This window comes from Antrihabitans spumae, assembly GCF_043944905.1.
Classification (GTDB): Bacteria; Actinomycetota; Actinomycetes; order Mycobacteriales; family Mycobacteriaceae; genus Antrihabitans; species Antrihabitans spumae.
The window spans coordinates 22,107-46,388 of record NZ_JBIMSN010000043.1 but is presented as its reverse complement, the minus strand read 5'-3'; the positions used below and the strand labels follow the sequence as shown (position 1 = coordinate 46,388).

Genomic DNA, 24,282 nt, shown 5'->3' with positions numbered 1-24,282 from the left:
TCCGACCGCGCAGTCATCAATCTTGCAGCCGGACCCCGGCGCTGGGCAAGCACTCCCGGGCGTCGGATGACGGTCATCGGCTGCAGACCGAGCGCCAAGCAGCGGACTCGGTAGAAGGTTTGTCCGAAGGTTCGCGCAGAGCGAACGATTTCGTGTAACAGGTCGCATCCGACCAGCAGATATACACAATGGACTTTTAACGATATCGATATTTGAACTTTGGCCCGGAAGAGCTTGTCGTAGCGGTTGGATATGTTGCGGTCGAGCGTCAACGGTGCGGTTGGGGAGCGCTTCGAGTGTTTCCGGAAACGAGGTAACGGTTGGACCAGCAGGATTTCGACGGAATCGACAAATCTGCTCGAGAAGCTGATCGGAACGCGCTGGATGTGTTTCCACTTTCGCCTGCTCAGCTGGGGATGTGGTACGCACAGCACCTCGATCCCGAGGTGCCGATCAACATCGCGCAGTACGTCGACCTTGTGGGGGACCTCGATACCGCTGCGCTAGACCGCGCCAGCGCTGCTGCCGCACGCGAGTTCGGTTCCGGCTACCTGCGAATCATCGAACAGGGCGCCGAACCGGTTCAGACCATCGACTACTCCCTCGATACGCGGCTCAAGCAGGTCGACGTACGTGGCGAAGCAGATCCCGTCGCCGCAGCCGTCGAGTGGATGCGTGCGGAGTACAGCGCACCCATCGATCTCGTCGAGGGTCGACTGATCGTGCAGGCGGCAATTCACGTCGAAGATCATCGGTGGTTCTGGTACTCACGTGTCCACCACGTCGCGCTCGATGGCTACGGCGCGACCACGTTCATGAATCGCATCGCCGAGCACTATTCGGCAGAAGCAGCGGGCGTCGAGGCCGAGCCGTCCAAGGCAGGCGACCTACGCGCTCTGTACGAGCAGGAGCTCGCATACCGCGACAGCACCAGATTCCAGAACGACAAGGTGTACTGGGCCGAACGAGTTGCCGGCCTCGAAGAAGGAACGAGCCTTACCGGGCGTACCGCGGCGCCTGCCCCCGTCAACGGCATCGTCAGCGCAGCCATGTCCGCCGAAGAAGGCTCGCTGCTGGCAAGATCGGTCGCAAAGCACGACTCCTCGCAGGCAACGTTGCTGATTGCTGCGGTCGGTGCGTACTTGGCGCAGATCAACGGAACGACCGACGTCATCCTCAGCCTTCCGGTCACCGCGCGCACCACCGCCGTGATGCGTCGCTCCGGCGGCATGGTGTCGAATGTAGTTCCGCTGCGACTGCGCGTCGACTATTCGACGACGGTCACCGATCTGCTCAAGTCGATCGCCGTCGAAGTGTCCGGCGCACTCCGCCATCAGCGCTACCGCCACGAAGACATCCGACGGGATTCACCGACTCAGAACAGCACCAAGGAATTCTTCGGCCCCTGGGTCAACATCATGTTGTTCCACAGCGAGCTCGCCTTCGGTCCGATGACCGGGCAGCTGCACGTGCTCTCGACGGGTGCAATCGAAGACCTCGGCGTGAACCTCTATCAGTCGGTAGCCGGCGCGCGCGCCCACATCGACTTCGAGACCAACCCGAACCTGTACACCGAAGACGAAGCAAAGCTGCACCACGCCAGGTTCCTCGACTTCTTCGAACGATTCCTCGCTGCCGAGCCGTCCGATGCGGTCTGGTCGCTCGATGTCACAAGCGAGCACGAACGAACGCTGTCGGTCGAAGGCTGGAACGACACCTTCCGCGACGTCCCCGACACGACGCTCACCGAGTTGCTCGGCGAGCAGCGCACGCTCACCCCCGACAACGAGGCGGTCGAGTTCGAAGGCGCAGGGCTGACGTACGCCGAATTCGACGCGAGGGTCAACCGGCTGGCCCGACACCTCATTGCCGCCGGGGTAGGCCCGGAATCGCTCGTTGCACTCGGCATGCGGCGATCACTCGATCTCGTGGTCGGTATGCATGCCGTGCTCGCCGCAGGCGGTGCCTACGTTCCGATCGATCCCGACCACCCCGCCGAGCGGACGTCCTACATCCTGGACAGCTCGAAGCCGGTGTGTGTCCTGACGACGTCCTACGACGACGTCGACCTGCCAGCAGGTGTCGCGATCCTGCATATCGACACGCTCGCACTCGACGACGTCGATCCTGCTCCGATCACTGCGGCCGACCGACTGTCGCCGCTGGCTCCCGGCAATACGGCATACGTCATCTACACATCGGGGTCGACCGGTCGCCCCAAGGGTGTCGCAGTCACCCATCACGCGATCGTCAATCAGATGGCGTGGATGCTCGCCGAGTACGACATCACCGCGGCCGACGTCTACTTCCAGAAGACAGCGACCACCTTCGACGTCTCGTTGTGGGGTTACTTCCTGCCGCTGCTCGTCGGAGCGAAGCTGATCGTCGCGACACCCGACGGTCATCGTGATGCTGCCTATGTTGCTGCCGAGATCGAGAAGCACGGCGCGACCCTCACCGACTTCGTCCCGTCGATGCTCACGGTGTTCGCACTCGAGGCGACTGTCGAGCAGTGCGCGACGCTGCGACACGTGTTCGTCATCGGTGAGGCATTGCCGCCGGAGACCGCGGCAGCGTTCCGCGCGATCTCACCTGCCGGACTCCAGAACCTGTACGGCCCCACCGAGGCCGCGGTCAGCGTCACCTACTGGCAGTGCACCGAGGCCGACACCGTCACTGTTCCGATCGGTATGCAGGAGTGGAACGTTCGGGCCTACGTGCTCGATTCGCGACTTCGCCCGGCAGCGGTCGGAGCAGCGGGCGAGCTTTATCTCGCGGGCAGGCAGTTGGCGCGTGGCTACCTCGGCCGACCCGATCTGACGTCAGATCGATTCGTCGCCGATCCGCTCGGTGAGCCTGGAACCCGGATGTACCGCACCGGCGACCTCGTCAGGTGGCGTGCCGACGGCATGCTCGAGTACATCGGGCGCACCGACTTCCAGGTCAAGTTCCGCGGTCAGCGCATCGAACTCGGCGAGATCGAGACGGCGTTGCTCGCGCATCAGACGGTCAGCCAGGCGGTCGTCCTCGTCGCCGACACCGCGACCGGCCAGCAGTTGGTCAGCTATGTCGTTGCGCGCCAAGGTCAGAGCATCGATCCGACCGAACTGTCGCGCTCCGTTGCCGTGCGGCTGCCCAGCTACATGGTGCCTGCATCGGTCATGGTGCTCGACGCACTTCCGCTCAACACCAGCGGCAAGCTGGATCGAAAGGCGTTGCCGGAACCTGTGTTCGGTGGCGACGCCGATCGTTTCCGGGCGCCGCGGACCCAGGCCGAGCAGATCGTCGCCGGCGTGTTCGCCGATGTTCTCGGTGTGTCGCGGATCGGTATCGACGACAGCTTCTTCGATCTCGGTGGTAACTCGCTTGTCGCAACGCAGGTGGTCTCGCGGATCGGCGCAGCGTTCGGTATCTCGCTCGGCGTGCGTGCACTGTTCGAAACGCCAACTGTCGCAGGGCTTGCCATCCGCGCGCAGGCGGCAGACAAGCTGGACGCCGACCGTCCGGCGCTGATCGCCCGTCCCCGGCCCGATCGGATTCCGCTTTCCCCTGCACAGCAGCGGATGTGGTTCCTCAACCAGTTCGACCCGACGGTCCCCACCTACAACCTGCCGTTCGTGGTTCGCCTTCGCGGCGCGGTGAACGTCGACGCGCTGCAGACCGCGCTCGTCGACGTGATCGAGCGGCAAGAGTCGTTGCGGACCCTGTTCCCCGAGTCCAGCGACGGTGGGTACCAGCAGGTCCTGCCGATGTCGGAGATCGACCTCGGCATTGCCGTCGTGTCCATCCCAGAGCAGCAGTTGCAGCAGCGCCTTGCCGAGTTCGGCGCTGTCGGGTTCGACGTGTCGCAAGAACTGCCGATCCGAATCCGTATCTACGAGTTGGCATCCGACGACTATGCGATCGCCATCGTGTTGCATCACATTGCGGCGGACGGCTTTTCGTTCGGACCGTTCGCGCGTGACGTCGCCACCGCCTACACGGCACATGCGCTCGGCGTAGCACCGACGTGGCAACGACTGCCGGTGCAGTACGCGGATTACACACTGTGGCAACGAGATCTGCTCGGATCCGAGGACGATGCCGATTCGATCGCGTCGCGCCAGATCGCATACTGGAAGCAGCAGTTGGCCGGGCTTCCGGATCAGCTCGATCTGCCGTCGGACCGTCCGCGTCCCAGTGTGCAGACCTTCGAAGGCGGCCGCACCGCATTTATGATCAGCGCCGACCTGCATCGTCGGCTCACCGATCTCGCCCGCGCGCACGGCGTCAGCCTGTTCATGGTCATGCACAGCGCGCTTGCCGTGCTGATGTCGCGGCTGTCGGGGACGACGGACATCGCACTCGGCACACCGATCGCAGGCCGCGGCGAGCAAGCACTGGATGACCTCATCGGCATGTTCGTCAACACACTCGTGTTGCGCACCGAGATCGACAGCGACGAGGCCTTCGCAGACCTCCTCGTTCGAGTCCGCGACATCGACCTCAACGGGTTCGCGCACTCCGCGGTGCCGTTCGAGCGTCTCGTCGAAGCCCTCAACCCGGTTCGCTCGCGCAGCCGCCACCCACTGTTCCAGGTTGTCCTCTCCTTCCAGGAGGAGGCGCCGAACTCCCTCGAGCTGCCCGATCTCTCGGTCGTTGCCAGCGAGGTCGAGGTCGACCTCGCCAAGTTCGACATGCAGTGGAGCCTGTCCGAGATCCATACGGCTGCAGGGGAACCCGACGGTATCGAAGGCGGCGTGAGCTTCGCGACCGACCTGTTCGACGCCGCGACCGTTGCCGTTTTCGGTCAGCGTTTCCTCCGAATTCTCGCCGTCGTTGCTGCGGACCCGTCCCTGTCCGTTCGCGACATCGACATTCTCGGAGCCGACGAACGCGCGAGTCTCGTCGCTCGGACCGGGGCACCGGCCGAGTCCGCCCGACCGCTTCCCGAGTTGCTCGCCGACGCCGTTGCACTGTCGCCCGACGGTGTCGCAGTCGCGTTCGACGACCGGACGATCACCTACCGCGAGCTCGACGAACGCAGCTCGCAGCTCGCTCGTGTGCTGATCGAGCGTGGCGCGGGACCGGAATCGCTTGTCGCCGCGGGTATCACCCGTTCCATCGAGTCAGTCCTTGCTGCGTGGGCGATCACCAAGTCGGGTGCGGCCTTCGTGCCGGTCGACCCGAACTATCCGATGGACCGGATCACGCACATGCTCGTCGACTCCGGCGCGACGATCGGCCTGACCGTCAGCGAGCTGCGCCCCGACCTGCCCGATGCAGTCGAATGGTTGGTCATCGACTCGCCGGACTTCGGGCGGACCGTCGACGCGCAATCGGCAGAACCGGTGTGGGATGCAGATCGGTTGCGGCCGCTGCACGTCGAGCAACCGGCGTACATGATCTACACCTCCGGGTCGACGGGTGTGCCGAAGGGCGTAGTCGTCACCCACAGGGGTTTGGCGAACTTCAGCGCAGAGCAGCGTGAGCGTTATGCGACGACCGCGCAGTCGCGGACGCTGCATTTCGCGTCGCCGAGTTTCGACGCGTCGGTGCTCGAGCTACTGCTGGCGATCGGTGCGGGCGCGACGATGGTCATCGTTCCGCCGTCGATCTACGGTGGTGCGGAACTGGCGACGCTGCTCCGGCGCGAGCGGGTTACACACGGATTCGTGACGCCTGCGGCGCTGGCGTCGGTCGATCCGAGCGGGCTCGACGACTTCCGCGCCGTGGTCGCAGGTGGCGAGGCTGTACCTGCGGACCTGGTCTCGCGCTGGGCACCCGGCCGCGAATTCTTCAACGGTTACGGACCGACCGAAACCACGATCATGACCAACATCAGCGAGCCGCTGGAACGCGGTGCGCTGGTCACCATCGGCGGACCGATCCGCGGCATGTCGGCGTTCGTGCTCGATACGCGCCTCAAGCCGGTGCCGGTCGGCGTCGCGGGCGAGTTGTACCTCTCCGGTCTGCAGTTGGCCCGCGGTTATCACCGTCGGCCGGGGCTGACCGCTGAGCGTTTCGTCGCCGACCCCTTCACCGGGACGGGTGGACGTCTCTACCGCACGGGTGACGTCGTTCGCTGGACGGCGGATGGTTCGGTCGAGTACGTGGGCCGCAGTGACTTCCAGGTCAAGGTGCGCGGTTTCCGCATCGAACTCGGCGAGATCGACGCGGCGCTCTCGGCGTATCCCGACGTCGATTTCGCGACGACCGTCGCACGCGATTCGGCTGCGGGCTCGACCGTTCTGGTCTCCTATGTCACCCAGGCGTCCGGCGCCGAACTCGACATCGACGAGCTGTCCGACTTCGTCGGCCGCACGTTGCCGAGCCACATGGTGCCGTCCTCGATCATGGTGATCGACGAGATCCCGTTGACGCCGGTCGGCAAGCTCGATCGAAAAGCGTTGCCTGCGCCGGTGTTCGAGGTTCGGGAATTCCGCGCGCCGACGACTCCGATCGAAGAGATCGTCGCCGAGATCATCGGTGACGTGCTCGGTGTTGCGCGGGTCGGCGTCGACGACGACTTCTTCGAGCTCGGTGGCAACTCTCTGATCGCGACACAGGTCGTATCGCGACTCGGTACGGCGCTCGATGCCCGCGTGCCGGTTCGGATGCTGTTCGAAGCTCCGACTGTCGGTGCGCTGGCAGCACGCGTCGAGTCCCATGCCGGTGACGGCGGGCGTGCGGCCCTTGTGCCGCGTGATCGTCCCGAGCGCATCCCGTTGTCGCTTGCGCAGCAACGGATGTGGTTCCTCAACCGCTTCGATACCGAGTCGGCGGTCAACAACATCCCGATCGCGATCCGCCTCACCGGTGAACTGGATGTTGCCGCGCTGCAGGTCGCCGTGATCGATGTGATCGACCGGCACGAGTCGCTGCGAACGGTGTTCCCCGACTCGACGGACGGTCCGCAGCAGGTTGTCCTCGATGCGGCGCAGATCGTTCCCGACCTCACTCCGATCGCGACGACCAACGAGAATCTCGTTCAGCATCTCATCGCGTTGGCCTCGGTCGCCTTCGATGTGACGGACGAAGTGCCCTTGCACGCAAGTCTTTTCGAGATCGATGAGACCGAGTACGTGCTCGGCATGGTCGTGCACCACATCTCCGCCGACGGTTGGTCGATGGGCCCGCTCGCTCGCGATGTGATGGTTGCCTACGCGGCGCGCACCACGTGGGAGGCCCCTGCCTGGTCGGTGCTGCCCGTGCAGTACGCCGATTATGCGCTGTGGCAACGTGAGGTTCTCGGATCCGAAGACGACCCGACGTCCCTCATCTCACAGCAGGTTCAGTTCTGGTCCGACAAGCTCGCCGGTGTTCCCGATCAACTCGACCTGCCGTCGGACCGTCCGCGCCCGGTCATCGCCACCTATCAGGGTGGGGTGTTCGAGTTCTCGATCTCGGACACGATGCAGCGCGATCTCATGGATCTCGCGCACGCGCACAACGCGTCGCTGTTCATGGTTATGCACGCCGCGCTCGGGGTGCTGCTGTCACGCCTGTCCGGAACGTCGGACATCGCCATCGGTACACCGGTCGCAGGCCGTGGCGAGCAAGCGCTCGACGAATTGATCGGCATGTTCGTCAACACTCTCGTGTTGCGGACCCAGGTCGAACCCGATGCGTCGTTCGTCGAACTGCTCGCACAGGCACGGGAAACCGACCTCGCGGCGTTCGGTCATGCCGACGTGCCGTTCGAGCGGCTGGTGGATGTGCTCAACCCGGCGCGGTCACGCGCGCGACATCCGCTGTTCCAGGTCATGCTCACGTTCCAGAACACGGGACAGGTGTCGCTCGAACTGCCAGGCCTGAGCGTTGCCGGAGTCGAGTTCGATGCGCATCTCGCCAAGTTCGACCTGCAGCTGACCCTGTCCGAGATCGCAGGACAGAACGGTCAGCCAGCAGGTTTGGCCGCCGAATTCTCCTACGCCACAGATCTGTTCGACGAATCGACGGTCGCGTCGTTTGCCGATCGCTTCGTTCGTGTGCTCGACGAGGTGCTCCTCGACGCCACGGTGGCCGCAGGCGACATCGAGCTGCTGGACGCGGCCGAGCGACACCTCGTGCTGTCGGAATGGAATTCGACGGCGCACGAGGTGGACCCGGCCGCGACGCTCGCGAGCATGTTCGACGCAGCATTGGGAGAGCACGCGACCGCGACCGCATTGTCCTTCGAAGGCGCAACTCTGACCTACGCCGAGTTCGCCGAGCGCGTCAACACGCTTGCGCGACACCTGATCTCGATCGGCGTCGGACCGGAATCCCTCGTCGCACTCGGCATGCGGCGATCACTCGATCTGGTCGTCGGCATGTACGCGGTGACGGTGGCGGGCGGCGGCTACGTGCCGCTGGATCCCGATCATCCGATCGAACGCAAGACCTACATCCTCGAGACCGCGCAGCCGGTCTGCGTGCTGACAACGGCGAGTGACGACTTCGCCGTCGCAGGCGCGATCCGAATCGACGAACTCGACCTGTCCGACTACGCTGCCGAGCCGATTGCTGCCTCGGAACGTACTGCGGCGCTGGCACCGACGAACACCGCGTATGTGATCTTCACGTCCGGTTCTACCGGTCGCCCCAAGGGCGTCGCCGTGTCGCACGCGGCGATCGTCAACCGCCTCGTGTGGATGCAGGCCGCCTACCAACTCACCGCCGCCGACGTCGTGCTGCAAAAGACGCCGGCAACGTTCGACGTGAGCGTCTGGGAGTTCTTCTGGCCGTTGCAGATCGGTGCCAAGCTCGTCGTCGCGCGCCCCGACGGCCATCGCGATCCCGCCTACCTCGTCGACGTCATCGCCGAGGAATCCGTCACCACCGCGCACTTCGTGCCGTCGATGATGGCTGTGTTCGTCGCGCACGAAGGCCACGGCGAGAGCTCGCTGCGATTGGTGTTCGCGTCGGGTGAAGCCCTGCCCGCGAGCACAGCGCAGAGCCTTCGCGAGCTGACCGGTGCCGCGTTGCACAACCTCTACGGTCCGACCGAAGCTGCGGTCGACGTCACCTATCACGAGGTCGTCGATACCGACGACCTCAGTGTCCCCATCGGTGCGCCCGTCTTCAACACCGCTGTCTACGTGCTCGATTCGCGCCTGCGGCCGGTTCCGGTCGGTGTTGCGGGCGAGCTGTATCTCGCCGGTGTGCAGTTGGCCCGCGGTTACGTCGCTCGTCCAGATCTGACGGCCGATCGGTTCGTCGCGAATCCGTACGCAGCGACGCCGGGCGCGCGGATGTACCGCACCGGCGACCTCGTCGCCTGGACGGATGCAGGCGAACTCGAATACATCGGACGCACCGACTTCCAGGTCAAGTTGCGTGGTCTGCGTATCGAACTCGGCGAGATCGAAGCCGCACTGACGGCGCTCGATTCGATCGGCCAAGCCGTTGCGATGGTCCGCGGCGACGCGCGGATGGGCGACCAGTTGGTTGCCTACCTGGTCGCGACCAACGGCGGTATCGACCTCGACACGGTCCGGAGTGCGCTCGCGCATGCCCTGCCGTCGTACATGGTGCCGTCCGCGTTCGTCGTACTCGATGCGCTACCACTCAACGCCTCCGGCAAGTTGGACCGAAAGGCGTTGCCAGCGCCGGTGTTCGAGGCAAAGGTGTTCCGCGCACCGACGACCCCGATCGAGGAGATCGTCGCCAATACGTTCGCCGAGGTGCTCGGATCCGAGCGGGTCGGTCTCGACGACGACTTCTTCGAATTGGGTGGCAACTCGCTCGTCGCGACCCAGGTCGTCGCACGCTTGAGCGCCGCACTCGACGCCCAGATCGGCGTCCGTGAGCTGTTCGAAGCGCCGACGGTCGCAAGTTTGGCCGCTCGTGCCGAGTCTCATGCCGGACACGGTGCGCGTGCCGCCTTGGTGCCGCAGGAGCGTCCGGCGAAGATTCCGCTGTCCCTTGCGCAGCAACGGATGTGGTTCCTCAACAGGTTCGACACCGCTTCTGCGGTGAACAACATCCCTGTCGCATTGAAGTTGTCGGGCAGCTTGGATGTCGATGCGCTGCAGGCCGCGGTCGGCGACGTCATCGCTCGTCACGAGACCCTGCACACCGTCTACCCGGATTCCGCCGACGGTCCGCATCAGGTCCTGGTACCCGTGGCCTCGGCCGTGCCGGACCTCACGCCTGTTGCTACCGACGCCACCGAATTGCACAGTGCTGTACTGGCTTTTGTGATGCGAGGTTTCGACGTCACCGTGGACGTGCCGGTTCGCGCGCAGCTACTGCAGACCGCCGCCGACGAGTACGTGCTCGCCATCGTCGTGCACCACATCAGTGCGGACGGATTCTCCGTCGGCCCGTTCACGCGGGACCTCATGGTGGCCTACGCATCGCGTTCGCAAGGCGAGCCGCCGGTGTGGGAACCGCATCCGGTGCAGTACGCGGACTTCGCGCTGTGGCAGCGCAAGGTGCTCGGCTCCGAGGACAATCCGACTTCGCTGATCTCGAGTCAGCTCGGCTATTGGCGCGACGCTTTGGCTGGTATTCCGGATCAGTTGGATCTGCCCACCGATCGCCCTCGTCCGGCGACCGCATCCGACCGCGGCGCTGTGTACGAGTTCACGATCTCGCCGAGACTGCACCAGGCATTGTCGACGATTGCGCGCGAACAGCATTCGACGGTGTTCATGGCTGTGCACTCGGTGTTCACGGTGCTGCTTGCCCGGCTGTCGGGCACGGACGACATCGCGATCGGCACTCCGGTTGCCGGTCGCGGTGACGCTGCTCTCGACGATCTGATCGGCATGTTCGTCAACACACTGGTGTTGCGTGCCGAATACGATCCGGCTGCATCGTTCACGGATCTGCTCGCAGCGGTTCGCGAAGTCGATCTCGCGGCGTTCGGTCACGCAGACGTGCCGTTCGAGCGTCTTGTCGAGGTACTCAACCCTGCTCGATCGCAGGCGCGGCATCCGTTGTTCCAGGTGATGCTCGCCTTCCAGAACCAGCATCGCCCGCATCTCGAACTCGACGGATTGACCGTCAGCGGACTGCCTGCGGGCGACGAACTTGCGAAGTTCGACTTGCAGCTCACCCTGCTCGACCAGTACGACGAGGACGGCAAACCAGGCGAGATCACGGCGCTGTTTGGTTATGCGACAGACCTTTTCGACGAGTCGACGGTCGCAAGTTTCGCCGACCGATTCGTTGGTCTGCTCGAAGCGATCACGTCGGCGCCCGACGTCGCCGTCGGCAGTATCGATCTCCTCGATCCGGCCGAACGCGATCTGGTGCTCGTCGAATGGAACGACACCGCGCAGGATCTGGATCCCTCCACGACCGTCGTCGAATTGTTCGCTGCGCAGGTCGCGGCAACACCGGACGCTGTCGCTGTGTCGTTCGATGGCGGCGAACTGACGTACGCGGAGTTCGCGGCTCGCGTGCATCGGGTTGCGCGCCTGTTGATCTCGCAGGGTGTCGGACCGGAGACGCTGGTCGGGCTCGGAATGCGGCGCTCCGTCGAGCTCGTCGTCGCGATGTACGCGGTGCTCGAAGCGGGTGGCGCGTACGTTCCACTCGATCCGGATCATCCGGCCGAGCGCGTCGCGCACATCCTCGACACCGCCGACCCGATCTGCGTGTTGACTACTGGCGCAGACGATTTCGTTGCACCGCTACCCGCCTATGTCATCGATCTGACCACGGTCGACCTCACGACTTTCGCGGATACGCCGATCGCCGCGGGGGAACGGCTCGCGCAACCGCGGCCCGACAACGCTGCCTACGTCCTCTTCACCTCGGGATCGACCGGTCGACCGAAGGGTGTGACGGTCTCGCGAGCAGCGGTGGCCAATCAGGTCCAGTGGATCGTGGACAGGTTCGCCATCGGCGCCGCCGACGTTGTGTTGTTCAAGACTCCGGCGACGTTCGACGTTTCGGTATGGGAACTGTACGGACCGTTGGTGACCGGCGCGACGATGGTGATCGCGACGGCCAATGGTCATCGCGATCCCGAATACCTCGCCGAGACCATCGCTGCTCATGGCGTGACCCTGACGTCGTTCGTGCCGTCGATGCTGTCGGTGTTCGCCGGAACGGTCGAGGCAGGTAGCTTGCCGTCGCTGCGTGCGCTGCTCGTCGCCGGCGAGGCATTGCCGCGTGAGACTGTCGCCGCGACACGGCAGCTCACCGACGCCGCACTGCACAACCTCTACGGGCCGACCGAGTTCACCGTGCACGCGACCGAATGTGTGCTCGAAGGCGAACTTCCGACGAACGTCCCGATCGGCTCGCCGGTCTGGAACGCTCAGGCGCTGATCCTGGATGCGCGACTGCAGTTGTCGCCGGCAGGTGTGCCGGGTGAGTTGTACCTGGCAGGCACGCAGTTGGCGCGTGGCTACGCCCAACGCGCGGATCTGACGTCGGATCGTTTCGTTGCCAACCCCTTCGGCGATCCCGGCGCGCGGATGTATCGCACCGGCGACCTGGTGCGCTGGAATGCCGACGGCGTCATCGAATACCTCGGACGCACCGACTTCCAGGTCAAGCTGCGTGGTCTGCGTATCGAACTCGGCGAGATCGAGTCGGCACTGCTGTCGCATTCGTCGGTGACCCAGGCTGTCGCACTGCTGCACAGCGATCCGCACACCGGCGAGCAACTCGTCGCCTACGTGGTGCCTGCGCCGGGGTCCGCGCCGGATGCTGCCGACCTCAGGAGTGTTGTCGCACAGCAGCTTCCGTCGTACATGGTGCCCGCCGCGTTCGTCACCCTCGATGCGCTCCCACTGAACGCATCCGGCAAGCTCGACCGCCGCGCACTACCTGCGCCGCTCTTCGTAGCCAAGGCGTTCCGCGCACCGGCCAACCCGGTCGAGGAAATCGTCGCCGAGGTGTTCGCCGAGGTGCTCGGGCTCGTTCGGGTCGGCCGCGACGACGACTTCTTCGAACTCGGTGGCAACTCGCTCATCGCGACCCAGGTCGCCTCGCGCATCGGTGCCGCGCTGGACACGCAGGTGCCCGTCCGCGTTCTTTTCGAAGCATCCACCGTCGCAGCACTCGCGGCACGCACGGAATCGCATGCGGGAGAAGGCCGTCGAGCTCCGCTGGTCGCTCGCGAGCGACCGGCGCTGATCCCGTTGTCGCTCGCGCAGCAGCGGATGTGGTTCCTCAACCGCTTCGACACCCAGTCCGGTGCCAACAACATTCCGTTCGCGGTCCGGCTGTCGGGCGAACTCGACGTCGTCGCGTTCAGCGCGGCTATCAACGACGTGATCGGACGCCACGAGTCGCTGCGCACCGTCTACCCAGAGATCGACGGTGTCGGCTACCAGGTGGTGCGACCGCATCGTGAGATCGAGTTCGATCTGGTGATCGAGGAGGTGCACGCGGACGAACTGGTCGACCGCGTCGCAGCTTTGGCGAACGAAAGTTTCGACGTCACAACAGAACTGCCGTTCCGTGCGCGACTGCTGCAACTCGACGACACCGAGTACGTGGTCACCCTCGTGTTGCACCACATCAGTTCCGACGGGTTCTCGGTCGGGCCGATGATGCGCGACGTCATGGGCGCGTACGCCGCACGGACCCAGGGTGAGGCGCCCGGCTGGAAGGCACTCGACGTTCAGTACGTCGACTACACGCTGTGGCAGCGCGAGGTTCTCGGTACCGAGGACGATCCGAAGTCGTTGATCAGCAAGCAGATCGACTACTGGTCCACAACATTGGCCGATCTGCCCGAGCTACTGGAACTACCCGCCGATCGAGTTCGTCCGGAAGTGGCAACCAACCGTGGTCGCACGCTCGGCTTCACGATCGATGCGGAACTGGCCGATGCATTGTCGGAGCTCGCACGCACACACGGCGCCTCGCTGTTCATGGTGCTGCACTCTGCGTTGGCGCTGTGGGCTGCCCGGATGTCCGGCACCACCGACATCGCGATCGGCACACCTGTCGCAGGTCGTGGCGAGCAAGCGCTCGACGACATCATCGGCATGTTCGTCAACACCCTCGTGCTGCGCACCGAAGTCGACGGCAGTGCGGGCTTCGTCGACCTGCTGGCGACGAGCCGGGACACGGATCTCGGTGCCTTCGGCCACGCGGATGTGCCGTTCGAACGTCTCGTCGAGGTGCTCGACCCGGCCCGATCACAAGCGCATCACCCGCTGTTCCAGCTGATGTTCACCTACCAGAATGCCTTCGAAGGCACGTTCGCACTGGCGGGTATCGATGCTGAGATCGTCGAATTCGACACCGGTACAGCGAAGTTCGATCTGCAGCTGACCATCGGCGAGGCCGCCACGGTCGCGGGCCGCACGGAACTGTCCGGTCACTTCACTTACGCGACGGATCTGTTCGACGACTCGACGGTCGCAGGGTTCGCGGAGCGTTTCGTCCGTCTCCTGCGCGGTGTCGTCGCCGAACCTACCCATGCCGTCGGTGACATCGACACCCTCGATGCCATCGAGCGCGATCAAGTGCTGCACCTGTGGAATTCGTCCGGACCGGACACCGGTGCCGACACCACTCTCGTGGCTCTGTTCGACAATGCCGCAGCGGCACATCCCGATTCGGTCGCGGTGCGGTACGAGAACTCCGCGTTGACCTACCGTGAACTCGACGCCCGCGCGAATCAGCTCGCGCGCGTCCTGATCGACGCTGGTGTCGGCCCGGAATCGCTTGTCGCAGTGTCGTTGCCACGTTCACTTGATCTCGTCGTCGCGCTGCTTGCCGTGGTGAAAGCCGGTGGCGGCTACCTACCTGTCGATCCGACGTACCCGGCAGATCGCATCGAGTACATGCTTCTCGACGCGGCACCGGTCTGTGTCGTTGCCGCCTCCGATCGCGAGATCGCTTTGCCTGCAGCGCTTCCGGTGCTGGAGATCGACACCCTCGATGTCTCGGGCGTTTCGACAACACCGATAACCGACGCAGAGCGGACCGCACCGCTGCTGTCGTCGCACATCGCCTACGTCATCTACACGTCCGGTTCGACCGGACGGCCGAAGGGTGTGCTCGTACCGCACCGCAACGTGGTGAAGCTGTTCGCGAACACCCAGTCGGCCTTCGGTTTCGACCACAACGACGTGTGGACGATGTTCCACTCGTACGCGTTCGACTTCTCGGTGTGGGAACTCTGGGGCCCGTTGCTGTACGGCGGCACGCTCGTCGTTGTCGACTACTACACCTCGCGGTCGCCCGAGCAGTTCCACGAACTGCTGGAGCGCGAACGCGTCACCGTCCTCAACCAGACACCCTCGGCGTTCTATCAGCTCGCCGAGGTAGATCGACGGTCTACAGCCGAGTTGTCCTTGCGCTACGTGGTTTTCGGTGGCGAGGCACTCGAACTGCGACGCCTGACCGACTGGTACGGCAGGCACGCCGACAATGCTCCGCGCTTGGTGAACATGTACGGCATCACCGAGACGACGGTCCACGTCAGCCATCGCGAACTGGATGCCGCGACAGCGTCGGCGGCAACGAGCAGCATCGTCGGTCGGGCGATCGCCGGTCTCGAAGTGTTCGTTCTCGACACGCGGCTGCGTCCGGTTCCCGTCGGTGTTCCCGGCGAAATGTACGTGGCGGGTGTTCAACTCGCTCGCGGCTACCTCGGCCAGCCGGCGCTGACTGCGGGACGTTTCGTCGCCAGCCCGTTCGGGGAGGCAGGCACCGCGCTCTACCGAACCGGTGACCTTGCTCGCTGGAACCGGTCGGGTGAACTCGAATACCTAGGTCGCGCCGACGATCAGGTTAAGGTCCGCGGCTTCCGCATCGAGCTCGGCGAGATCGAAGCAGCTCTCCTTGCCCAGGATTCGGTCGCGCAGGTCGCGGTGATCGTGCGTGAGGATGCGCCGGGTGATCAGCGTCTGGTTGCCTACGCCGTCGCAGCGCCGAGCGTTGCGATCGACGTCGAGACCGTGCGCGACGACGTCGCCGATCTGCTACCCGCCTACATGGTGCCGTCGGCGATCGTCGTACTCGACTCGATTCCGCTGACCGCCAACGGAAAGCTGGATCGCAAGTCGCTGCCGGCTCCGGCAGCGGAAGGCCGGGCGTTCCGGGCCCCGACTACGCCAGTCGAAGAAGTCGTCGCCGGTGTGTTCGCCGACGTCATCGGAATCGACAGGGTCGGTCGCGACGACGACTTCTTCGATCTCGGCGGCAACTCGCTGATCGCAACTCGGGTCGTCTCCAGGATCGGTGCCGCACTGGGCACCGTCGTACCGGTACGGACGCTGTTCGAAGCGTCGACGGTCGCGGCGATGGCCGCCCGCGTCGAGTCGCACTCGGGCGAAGCACGCCGTGCCTTGACTGCCGGACCTCGTCCGGACCTGATCCCGCTGTCGTTCGCTCAGCAGCGGATGTGGTTCCTGAACAAGTACGACACGACGTCGGCGGCCTACAACGTCCCGATCGCGATACGGCTGGAAGGCGAACTCGATGTCGATGCATTGCGCATCGCCATCGCCGATGTCATCCGTCGCCACGAGTCGCTTCGCACTCGCTACCCGGAGCACGGTGGTACGCCGTACCAGGTGATTGTTGCTGCGGAGCAAGCTATTCCGGAGCTGGCGCCGATCGACGTCACCGCAGACGGATTGCTCGGCGCAGTCATGGACTTCATGTCCGACGGCTTCGATGTCAGCGAGCATGCCCCGATCCGCGCACGTATCTTCCGCACGAGCCCCGTCGAACACGTACTCGCCGTCGTCGTGCACCACATCAGCGCGGACGGCTTCTCGATGGGCCCGCTGACGCGCGACGTGATGACAGCGTATGTGGCACGCACCGAAGGCGAAGCTCCGTCCTGGTCGCCGCTCGAGGTGCAGTACGCGGACTACGCCATCTGGCAACGCGAGGTGCTCGGCTCCGAGGACGACGCGCAGTCCCTGATCTCCAAGCAGATCGCGTACTGGGACTCGGCGCTCGCAGGCATCCCCGATCAGCTCGATCTGCCCGCCGACCGCCCACGCCCGTCGATCGCGACCAATGCAGGTAGGACGTCGACGTTCACGATCGACGCAGACCTGCTCGCCGGTCTCAACAGGGTTGCCCGCGAACAGAACTCGTCGCTGTTCATGGTGGTGCACGGTGCGCTCGCCGTGTTGCTGGCCAGGTTGAGCGGTACCGACGACATCGTCATCGGCACACCGGTCGCAGGCCGAGGCGATGCCGCGCTCGACGATCTCGTCGGCATGTTCGTCAACACTCTCGTGCTGCGGACACCGATCGACGCAACGGAGTCGTTCGCCGACTTGATCGCCAGGGTCCGGCAGGTCGACCTCGACGCCTTCGGTCATGCCGACGTGCCGTTCGAGCGGCTCGTCGACGTGCTCGACCCGGAGCGCTCCCAGGCACGCCATCCGCTGTTCCAGGTCGCGCTCGCGTTCCAGAACCTCGATCGCGCGGCGCTCGAATTGCCGGGCTTGCGGGTCGACGCACTCGATATCGAAGATCAGGTTGCACGCTTCGACCTGCAGCTCACGCTGTCCGAAATCGGCGGCGGCGCAGACGGTATGGCCGGCGCGATCACCTATGCGACCGACCTGTTCGACGAGTCGACCATAGCCCTGTTCGCGCAGCGGTGGCTTCGGGTGCTCGGTGCGGTCGCGGCCGATCCGGCGGTATCGGTCGCGCAGATCGATGTGCTCGACGAAGCCGAACGTGCCGATCTGGTCACCCGCGCCGGTGGCGCCACGGTCGAACCGCGCACGCTTGCCGATCTGCTGGCCGCTGCCGCGGCCTTGGATCCTGCTCGGACCGCAGTGGTCTTCGAAGGCGAAGAGACGACGTATCGCGAGCTCGATGAGCGCTCGAATCGATTGGCGCGCTTGCTGATCGATCGAGGTGTCGGTCCCGAGGATCTTGTTGCGCTCGGCATCAAGCGGTCCACCGAGTCGGTGCTCGCGAGCTGGGCCGTTGCCAAGACCGGGGCGGCGTTCGTCCCGATCGATCCGAATTACCCTGCCGACCGCATCGAGCACATGGTTACCGATTCGGGGGCAAAGGTCGGTCTGACTGTCGCGTCCGCGCGCGGTGACCTCTCGGAGTCGGTCGAGTGGTTGCTGCTCGACGATCCAGCCTTGCTCGAACAGGCAAGTGCCACATCGGCAGAGCCCGTCACCGCAGTAGACCGGGTTCGTACGTTGCGTACCGATCATCCGGCCTTCGTCATCTACACCTCGGGCTCGACCGGTAAGCCGAAGGGCGTCGTCGTCACGCATTCCGGCCTGGCGAACTTCAGCGCCGAGCAGGTCGAGCGTTACTCGATCACGCCCGAATCACGAGCCTTGCACTTCGCATCGCCGAGTTTCGACGCGTCGATGCTCGAGTTGCTGCTGGCAGTCGGCGCAGGCGCGACCCTGGTTGTCGCACCGCCGACCATCTACGGTGGCGACGAACTAGCGGACCTGTTGCGGCGCACGCACGTAACCCACGCGTTCATCACACCCGCCGCCCTCGCATCGGTCGATCCGACCGGTATCGACGACCTCCGTGTTGTGGTCGCCGGCGGCGAGGCCTGCCCGCCTGAACTCGTATCACGCTGGGCAGCAACGGATGCCGCAGGAAAACGCGAGTTCTTCAACGGCTACGGTCCTACCGAGACCACCATCATGACCAACATCAGCGCACCGTTGCTGGTCGGCGAGACGGTCACCATCGGCGGACCGATCCGTGGCATGCGGTCACTCGTTCTCGACTCGCGGTTGCGTCCCGTTCCGGTGGGCGTCGCAGGTGAGCTCTATCTGTCGGGCGTCCAACTCGCTCGCGGCTATCACGCGCGCCCGGGCCTGAGTGCCGAGCGGTTCGTCGCGAATCCGTACGGCGATGCGACCGACGATGCCGGTGCCAGGATGTACCGCACCGGCGACGTCGTGCGGTGGACCTCGGACCGCACCGTCGAGTACGTCGGCCGCAGCGACTTCCAGGTCAAAGTCCGTGGTTTCCGCATCGAACTCGGCGAGATCGATGCGGCCCTCGCCGCCGACGAGACTGTCGACTTCGCGACGACGGTCGGTCACAAGAGTTCGACCGGCGCAGTGTCGCTGGTGTCCTATGTCGTTGCAACGCCTGGCAATTCGATCGATGTCGCAGCGTTGTCCGCCGCGGTGGGGGAGCGGCTGCCTTCCTACATGGTCCCTGCCTCGATCATGGTGTTGGACCGCATTCCGCTGACTCCCGTCGGCAAGCTCGACCGAGCCGCGCTTCCCGAGCCCGTGTTCGCGGCAGATGTCGCGTTTCGTGCGCCTCGCACACCGGTCGAGCAGACGATCGCCGACATCTTCGCCGAGGTGCTCGGCCTCGACCGTGTCGGCGTCGACGATTCGTTCTTCGCCCTCGGCGGTGACAGCATCGTGTCGATTCAGTTGGTCTCGCGAGCCAAGGCGCGGGGTGTCATCTTCAGCCCGCGGCACGTGTTCGAGCAGCGGACCGTCGCTGGTCTCGCGTCGGTCGCGGAGGTCGCCGATCCGTCGAGCGCTGCACCTGTCACGCTTGCCGAACTCCCGGGTGGCGGCGTCGGCACAATGCCGCTGCCTCCCGTCGTCCGGTTTATGGCCGAGCGCGGTGGCAGTTTCGACCGCTTCAACCAGACGCTGGTCCTGGAACTGCCGATAGGCATCGACCGCGCCAATGTCGTGGCAACTGTCGCGGCTGTGATCGACCGTCACGACATGTTGCGGTCGAAGCTGCACCGTGACGATGCAGGCGAATGGCAGCTCGAGGTCCTACCGGCCGGTGCCGTCGACGCAGATTCATTGGTGACTCGCACGGAATTCGATCCGTCGATCGATGCCGATGCGTTCACCGACCTCGCCACGGACGCCTTGGATTCCGCGCTCGGGAGTCTCGACCCCGCCAATGGCGTTGTCGTGCAGTTCGGTTGGCTCGATCCGTCGGCTCATGACGGCGCCGCACCACGATCGGGACGACTGATCGTTGCCGCGCACCACCTCGCCGTCGACGGCGTCTCCTGGCGAATCTTGGTGCCGGACTTCGTGACCGCGTGGGCACAACTGTCTTCGGGTCAGAGTCCTGAACTTGCCGAACCAGGAACGTCCATGCGCCGGTGGGCCCATGCGCTCGGCGAGCGTGCGGTCGACGAGGCCCGGGTTGCCGAATTGCCGATGTGGCGACACATCGTCGACGGACCCGATCCGCTGGTCGGTCCGCGTGCGCTCGATCCCGACATCGACCTTGCCTCGGTCGTTCGCAAGGTTCGGGTCGAGGTGTCGGCGCAGGTCACCAAGTCCTTGCTCACAACAGTTCCCGCGCTCTATCACGGTGGTGTCAACGACGCGCTGCTCGCAGCATTGGCACTGGCTGTCACGAAATGGCGCGCCCGTCGTGGGGTGCACGAAAACTCCGCACTGATCCGTCTCGAAGGACACGGTCGCGAGGAAGAGGTCGTTCCCGGCGCAGATCTGTCGCGCACGGTCGGCTGGTTCACCGCGATCTTCCCCGTCAGATTCGATATCGGCGGCGTGGACGTCGACGACGCGTTCGCGGGCGGTCCTGCCATGGGGTCGGCCATCAAGGCGGCCAAGGAAGCGTTGCTCTCGGTGCCGGACAAGGGCATCGGCTACGGATTGCTCCGCTACCTCAACAACGATGCGGCCGCCGAGCTACCGGTGCGCCTGCCCGGCCAGGTGAGTTTCAACTACCTCGGACAGATCTCGGCGTCCGACATTCCGGAGCAGTTGGCCGGATTCGGCTGGATCCCGGCAGCCGACCTCGGTGACCTCGTCGCGCAGCCCGATGCGGACATGCCTGCGATGGCGCCGCTCGACATCAACGCGATCGTCGTCGGTGGCACGTTATCGGCCAACTTCGGCTACCCGGAGACCTTGCTCGATCGTGCCGATGTCGACGAACTCGCACACCTGTGGGTCGAGGCGCTGGAAGCCGTTGCGCGCCATGCCGGTAGTGCCGAGGCGGGTGGCCGGACGCCGTCCGACCTCACCCTTGTCGACGTCACCCAGGGCGACATCGAGAAGTGGGAGCATCGTTATCCCGCACTGACCGACGCGTGGCCGCTGTCGCCGCTGCAGGCGGGCCTGATGTTCCATGCCCTTCTTGCGGTGACCTCGGTCGACGTCTACACGTCGCAGATCGTCCTGTCGCTGAGTGGTTCGGTCGACGGTCGTCGCCTGCGCTCGGCAGCCGAAGCGATGCTCGACCGCTACGCCAACCTGCGGACCGCCTTCGTCACCGACGTCGCAGGCAACGCGGTGCAGGTCGTCCTCGAAACGGTCGAGACACCGTGGACGGACTTCGATCTCGTTCGTCTCGACGACGCCGACAGGGCAGTCGAATTCGAACGGATACTTGCCGACGATCGGGCTGCACGTTTCGATCTCACACAACCGCCATTGATCAGGTTCACCCTGGTACGCGTCGAGTCCGACAAGTGGCAGCTGATCGTCACCAACCACCACATCCTGCTCGACGGCTGGTCGATGCCGTTGCTGATGAAGGACCTGCTCGTGCTGTACGCCGTCCGAGGCGACAGTTCGATGCTGCCGCCCGTCCGGGCCTACCGCACGTTCCTCGAATGGGTGTCGGTCCAGGACAAGGCGGCATCGGAGCAGGCGTGGCAACAGGCGCTTGCCGGCGTGTCCGAACCAACTCTGTTGGCGCCCATGGATTCCAGCAGGCAGATCACCGCGCTTGCCGGTGAGTACCTGTTCGAACTCGACGAGCAGCAGACTGCCAAGCTGTCGGGGTTCGCCGCTGAGCTCGGCGTCACCGCCAATACCGTCCTGCAGACGGCATGGGGAATTCTGTTGGCGCGCATCACCGGTCGCGACGACGTCGTGTTCGGTACGACGGTGTCGGGCCGACCCGCTGATCTCTCCGGCGTCGAGTCGATGGTCGGACTGTTCATCAACACGGTCCCGGTTCGAGTCCGCTTCGATGCAGCCGAGACGGCAAGCGCCGTGCTCACCAGGATTCAGGGTGAGCAGGCGGATCTGCTGGATCACCACTACGTCGGTCTCGCCGATATCCAGGCTGCTGCCGGCGTCGGCGGGTTGTTCGACACCCTGGTCGTCTTCGAGTCCTACCCCGTCGACGCGGCGGGCATCAGTGCGCAGGCCGCAGCGATCGATGGCATGTCGGTCGATGGCATCGACGCGAACGATGCGACGCATTACCCGCTGACCCTGATTGCGCAACTCGATACGAAGTTGCGTATTCGGGCCGGCTACCTGCGAGATCTGTTCGACGACAATGCCGTTCGTGCAATCGCGGATCGTCTTGTCCGCGTTATCGATTCGATCACCGCGACACCGGCTGCCGCAGTCGGCGATATCGAGCTACTCGACGCCGCCGAGCGCAAGCTGGTTGTCGAAGAGTGGAATTCGACTGCGTACGAGGTTGATTCGTCGGCGACGTTGGTGTCGATGTTCGAGGCTGCTGTTGTCGAGCATGCGTCGGCTGTGGCGTTGTCGTTCGAGGGTATGGATCTGACCTACGCGGAGTTCGCTGCGCGGGTCAACAAGCTTGCGCGGTATTTGATCTCGGTGGGTGTGGGTCCGGAGTCGTTCGTTGCCTTGGGCATGCGGCGATCGGTGGATCTGGTTGTCGGTATGTACGCGGTGACGGTTGCCGGTGGTGCGTATGTGCCGTTGGATCCGGATCATCCTGCGGAGCGCACGCAGTACATTCTCGAGACTGCGCGACCGGTCTGTGTGTTGACGACCTCGGGTGACGAGATCGACGTTGCCGGCGCGGTGCGGATAGCCGACCTGGATCTCGATGGTTTCTCGGCGGCGCCGGTTGCTGCTGGGGAGCGGTCGGCGGCGTTGGTGGCGTCGAATACGGCGTATGTGATCTTTACGTCGGGTTCGACGGGGCGGCCGAAGGGTGTTGCGGTTTCGCATGGCGCGATCGTGAACCGTCTGGTGTGGATGCAGTCGGCGTACGGGTTGGGTTCCGCGGATGTGGTGTTGCAGAAGACGCCTGCGACGTTCGATGTGTCGGTGTGGGAGTTCTTCTGGCCGTTGCAGGTGGGTGCGCGGTTGGTGGTTGCGCGTCCTGACGGTCATCGCGATCCGGCCTACCTGGACGACATCGTTCGAGCCGAAGGCGTCACGACGGCCCACTTCGTGCCGTCGATGATGTCGGTGTTCGTGTCCTACCTCGTCGACAACGACATCGAGCAGGGCAGTCCGCTGCGGCAGGTGTTCGCTTCGGGTGAGGCGTTGCCTGCGAAGACTGCTCATCGGTTGCGTGCGTTGACGGGTGCGCGGTTGCACAATCTGTACGGTCCGACCGAGGCTGCGGTGGATGTGACGTTCCACGAGGTTGTGGATGCGGACACGGTGGCGGTGCCTATTGGTGCGCCGGTGTTCAACACGGCTGTGTTGGTGTTGGATTCGCGGTTGCGTCCGGTGCCGGTGGGTGTTGCGGGTGAGTTGTATCTGGCGGGTGTGCAGTTGGCTCGTGGGTATGTGGGTCGGCCGGATCTGTCGGCGGATCGGTTTGTTGCCAATCCGTTCGGTGGTGCTGGTGAGCGGATGTATCGGACGGGTGACCTTGTCACGTGGCGTGGCGATGGTGAGTTGTCCTACATCGGTCGTACCGATTTCCAGGTGAAGTTGCGTGGTCTGCGCATCGAGCTCGGCGAAATCGAAGCTGCTTTGACGGCACAGGACCCCGTTCGGGACGCAGTCGTCGTCGTCCGTTCCGATCCTCGGACCGGCGATCAACTCGTCGGCTACATCGTTGCTGAATCCGGCACCGCACCCGACGTCGATGCTGTTCGCGACGAACTCGGCAACGGTCTTCCGTCCTACATGGTGCCGTCGGCGTTCGTCGTGCTCGACGAACTGCCGCTCAATGCCAGCGGCAAGCTCGATCGAAAAGCGTTGCCTGCTCCGGTATTCGAGGCGAAGGTCTTCCGCGCTCCGACGACCCCGATCGAGGAAATCGTCGCCAACACGTTCGCCGAGGTGCTCGGCACCCCGCGCGTCGGACTCGACGACGACTTCTTTGCCCTCGGCGGCAACTCGCTTGTGGCAACCCGCGTTGTCGCTCGACTGTCCGCCGCGCTCGACGCGCAGATCGGCGTTCGTGAGCTGTTCGAAGCACCGACCGTCGTGGCGCTCGCCGCCCGCGCCGAGTCGCACGCGGGCGCGGGCGCACGTGCCGCCCTGGTACCGCAGGAACGTCCGGAGCGAATCCCGCTATCGCTTGCGCAGCAACGGATGTGGTTCCTCAACCGTTTCGATGCCGCATCGGCAGTCAACAACATTCCGGTCGCGGTTCGACTGTCGGGACTGCTGGATCGACAGGCGCTGCAGATCGCGGTCGCCGATGTGCTTGCTCGCCACGAGTCGTTGCGGACGCTGT

General features: G+C 64.7%; 1 protein-coding gene (cut by a window edge). It reads left to right on the top strand.

Going from position 1 to position 24,282, the window contains the following annotated elements; genetic code table 11:
• The first annotated feature begins 320 nt into the window (after positions 1-320).
• Positions 321-24,282, top strand: partial view of a non-ribosomal peptide synthase/polyketide synthase gene (locus ACHIRB_RS10735; protein WP_395127686.1) — the 5' portion only. The gene runs 21,029 nt beyond the window's last position; 23,962 of the gene's 44,991 nt are visible here — the first part of the coding sequence; the start codon lies at positions 321-323; the stop codon falls past the right edge of the window.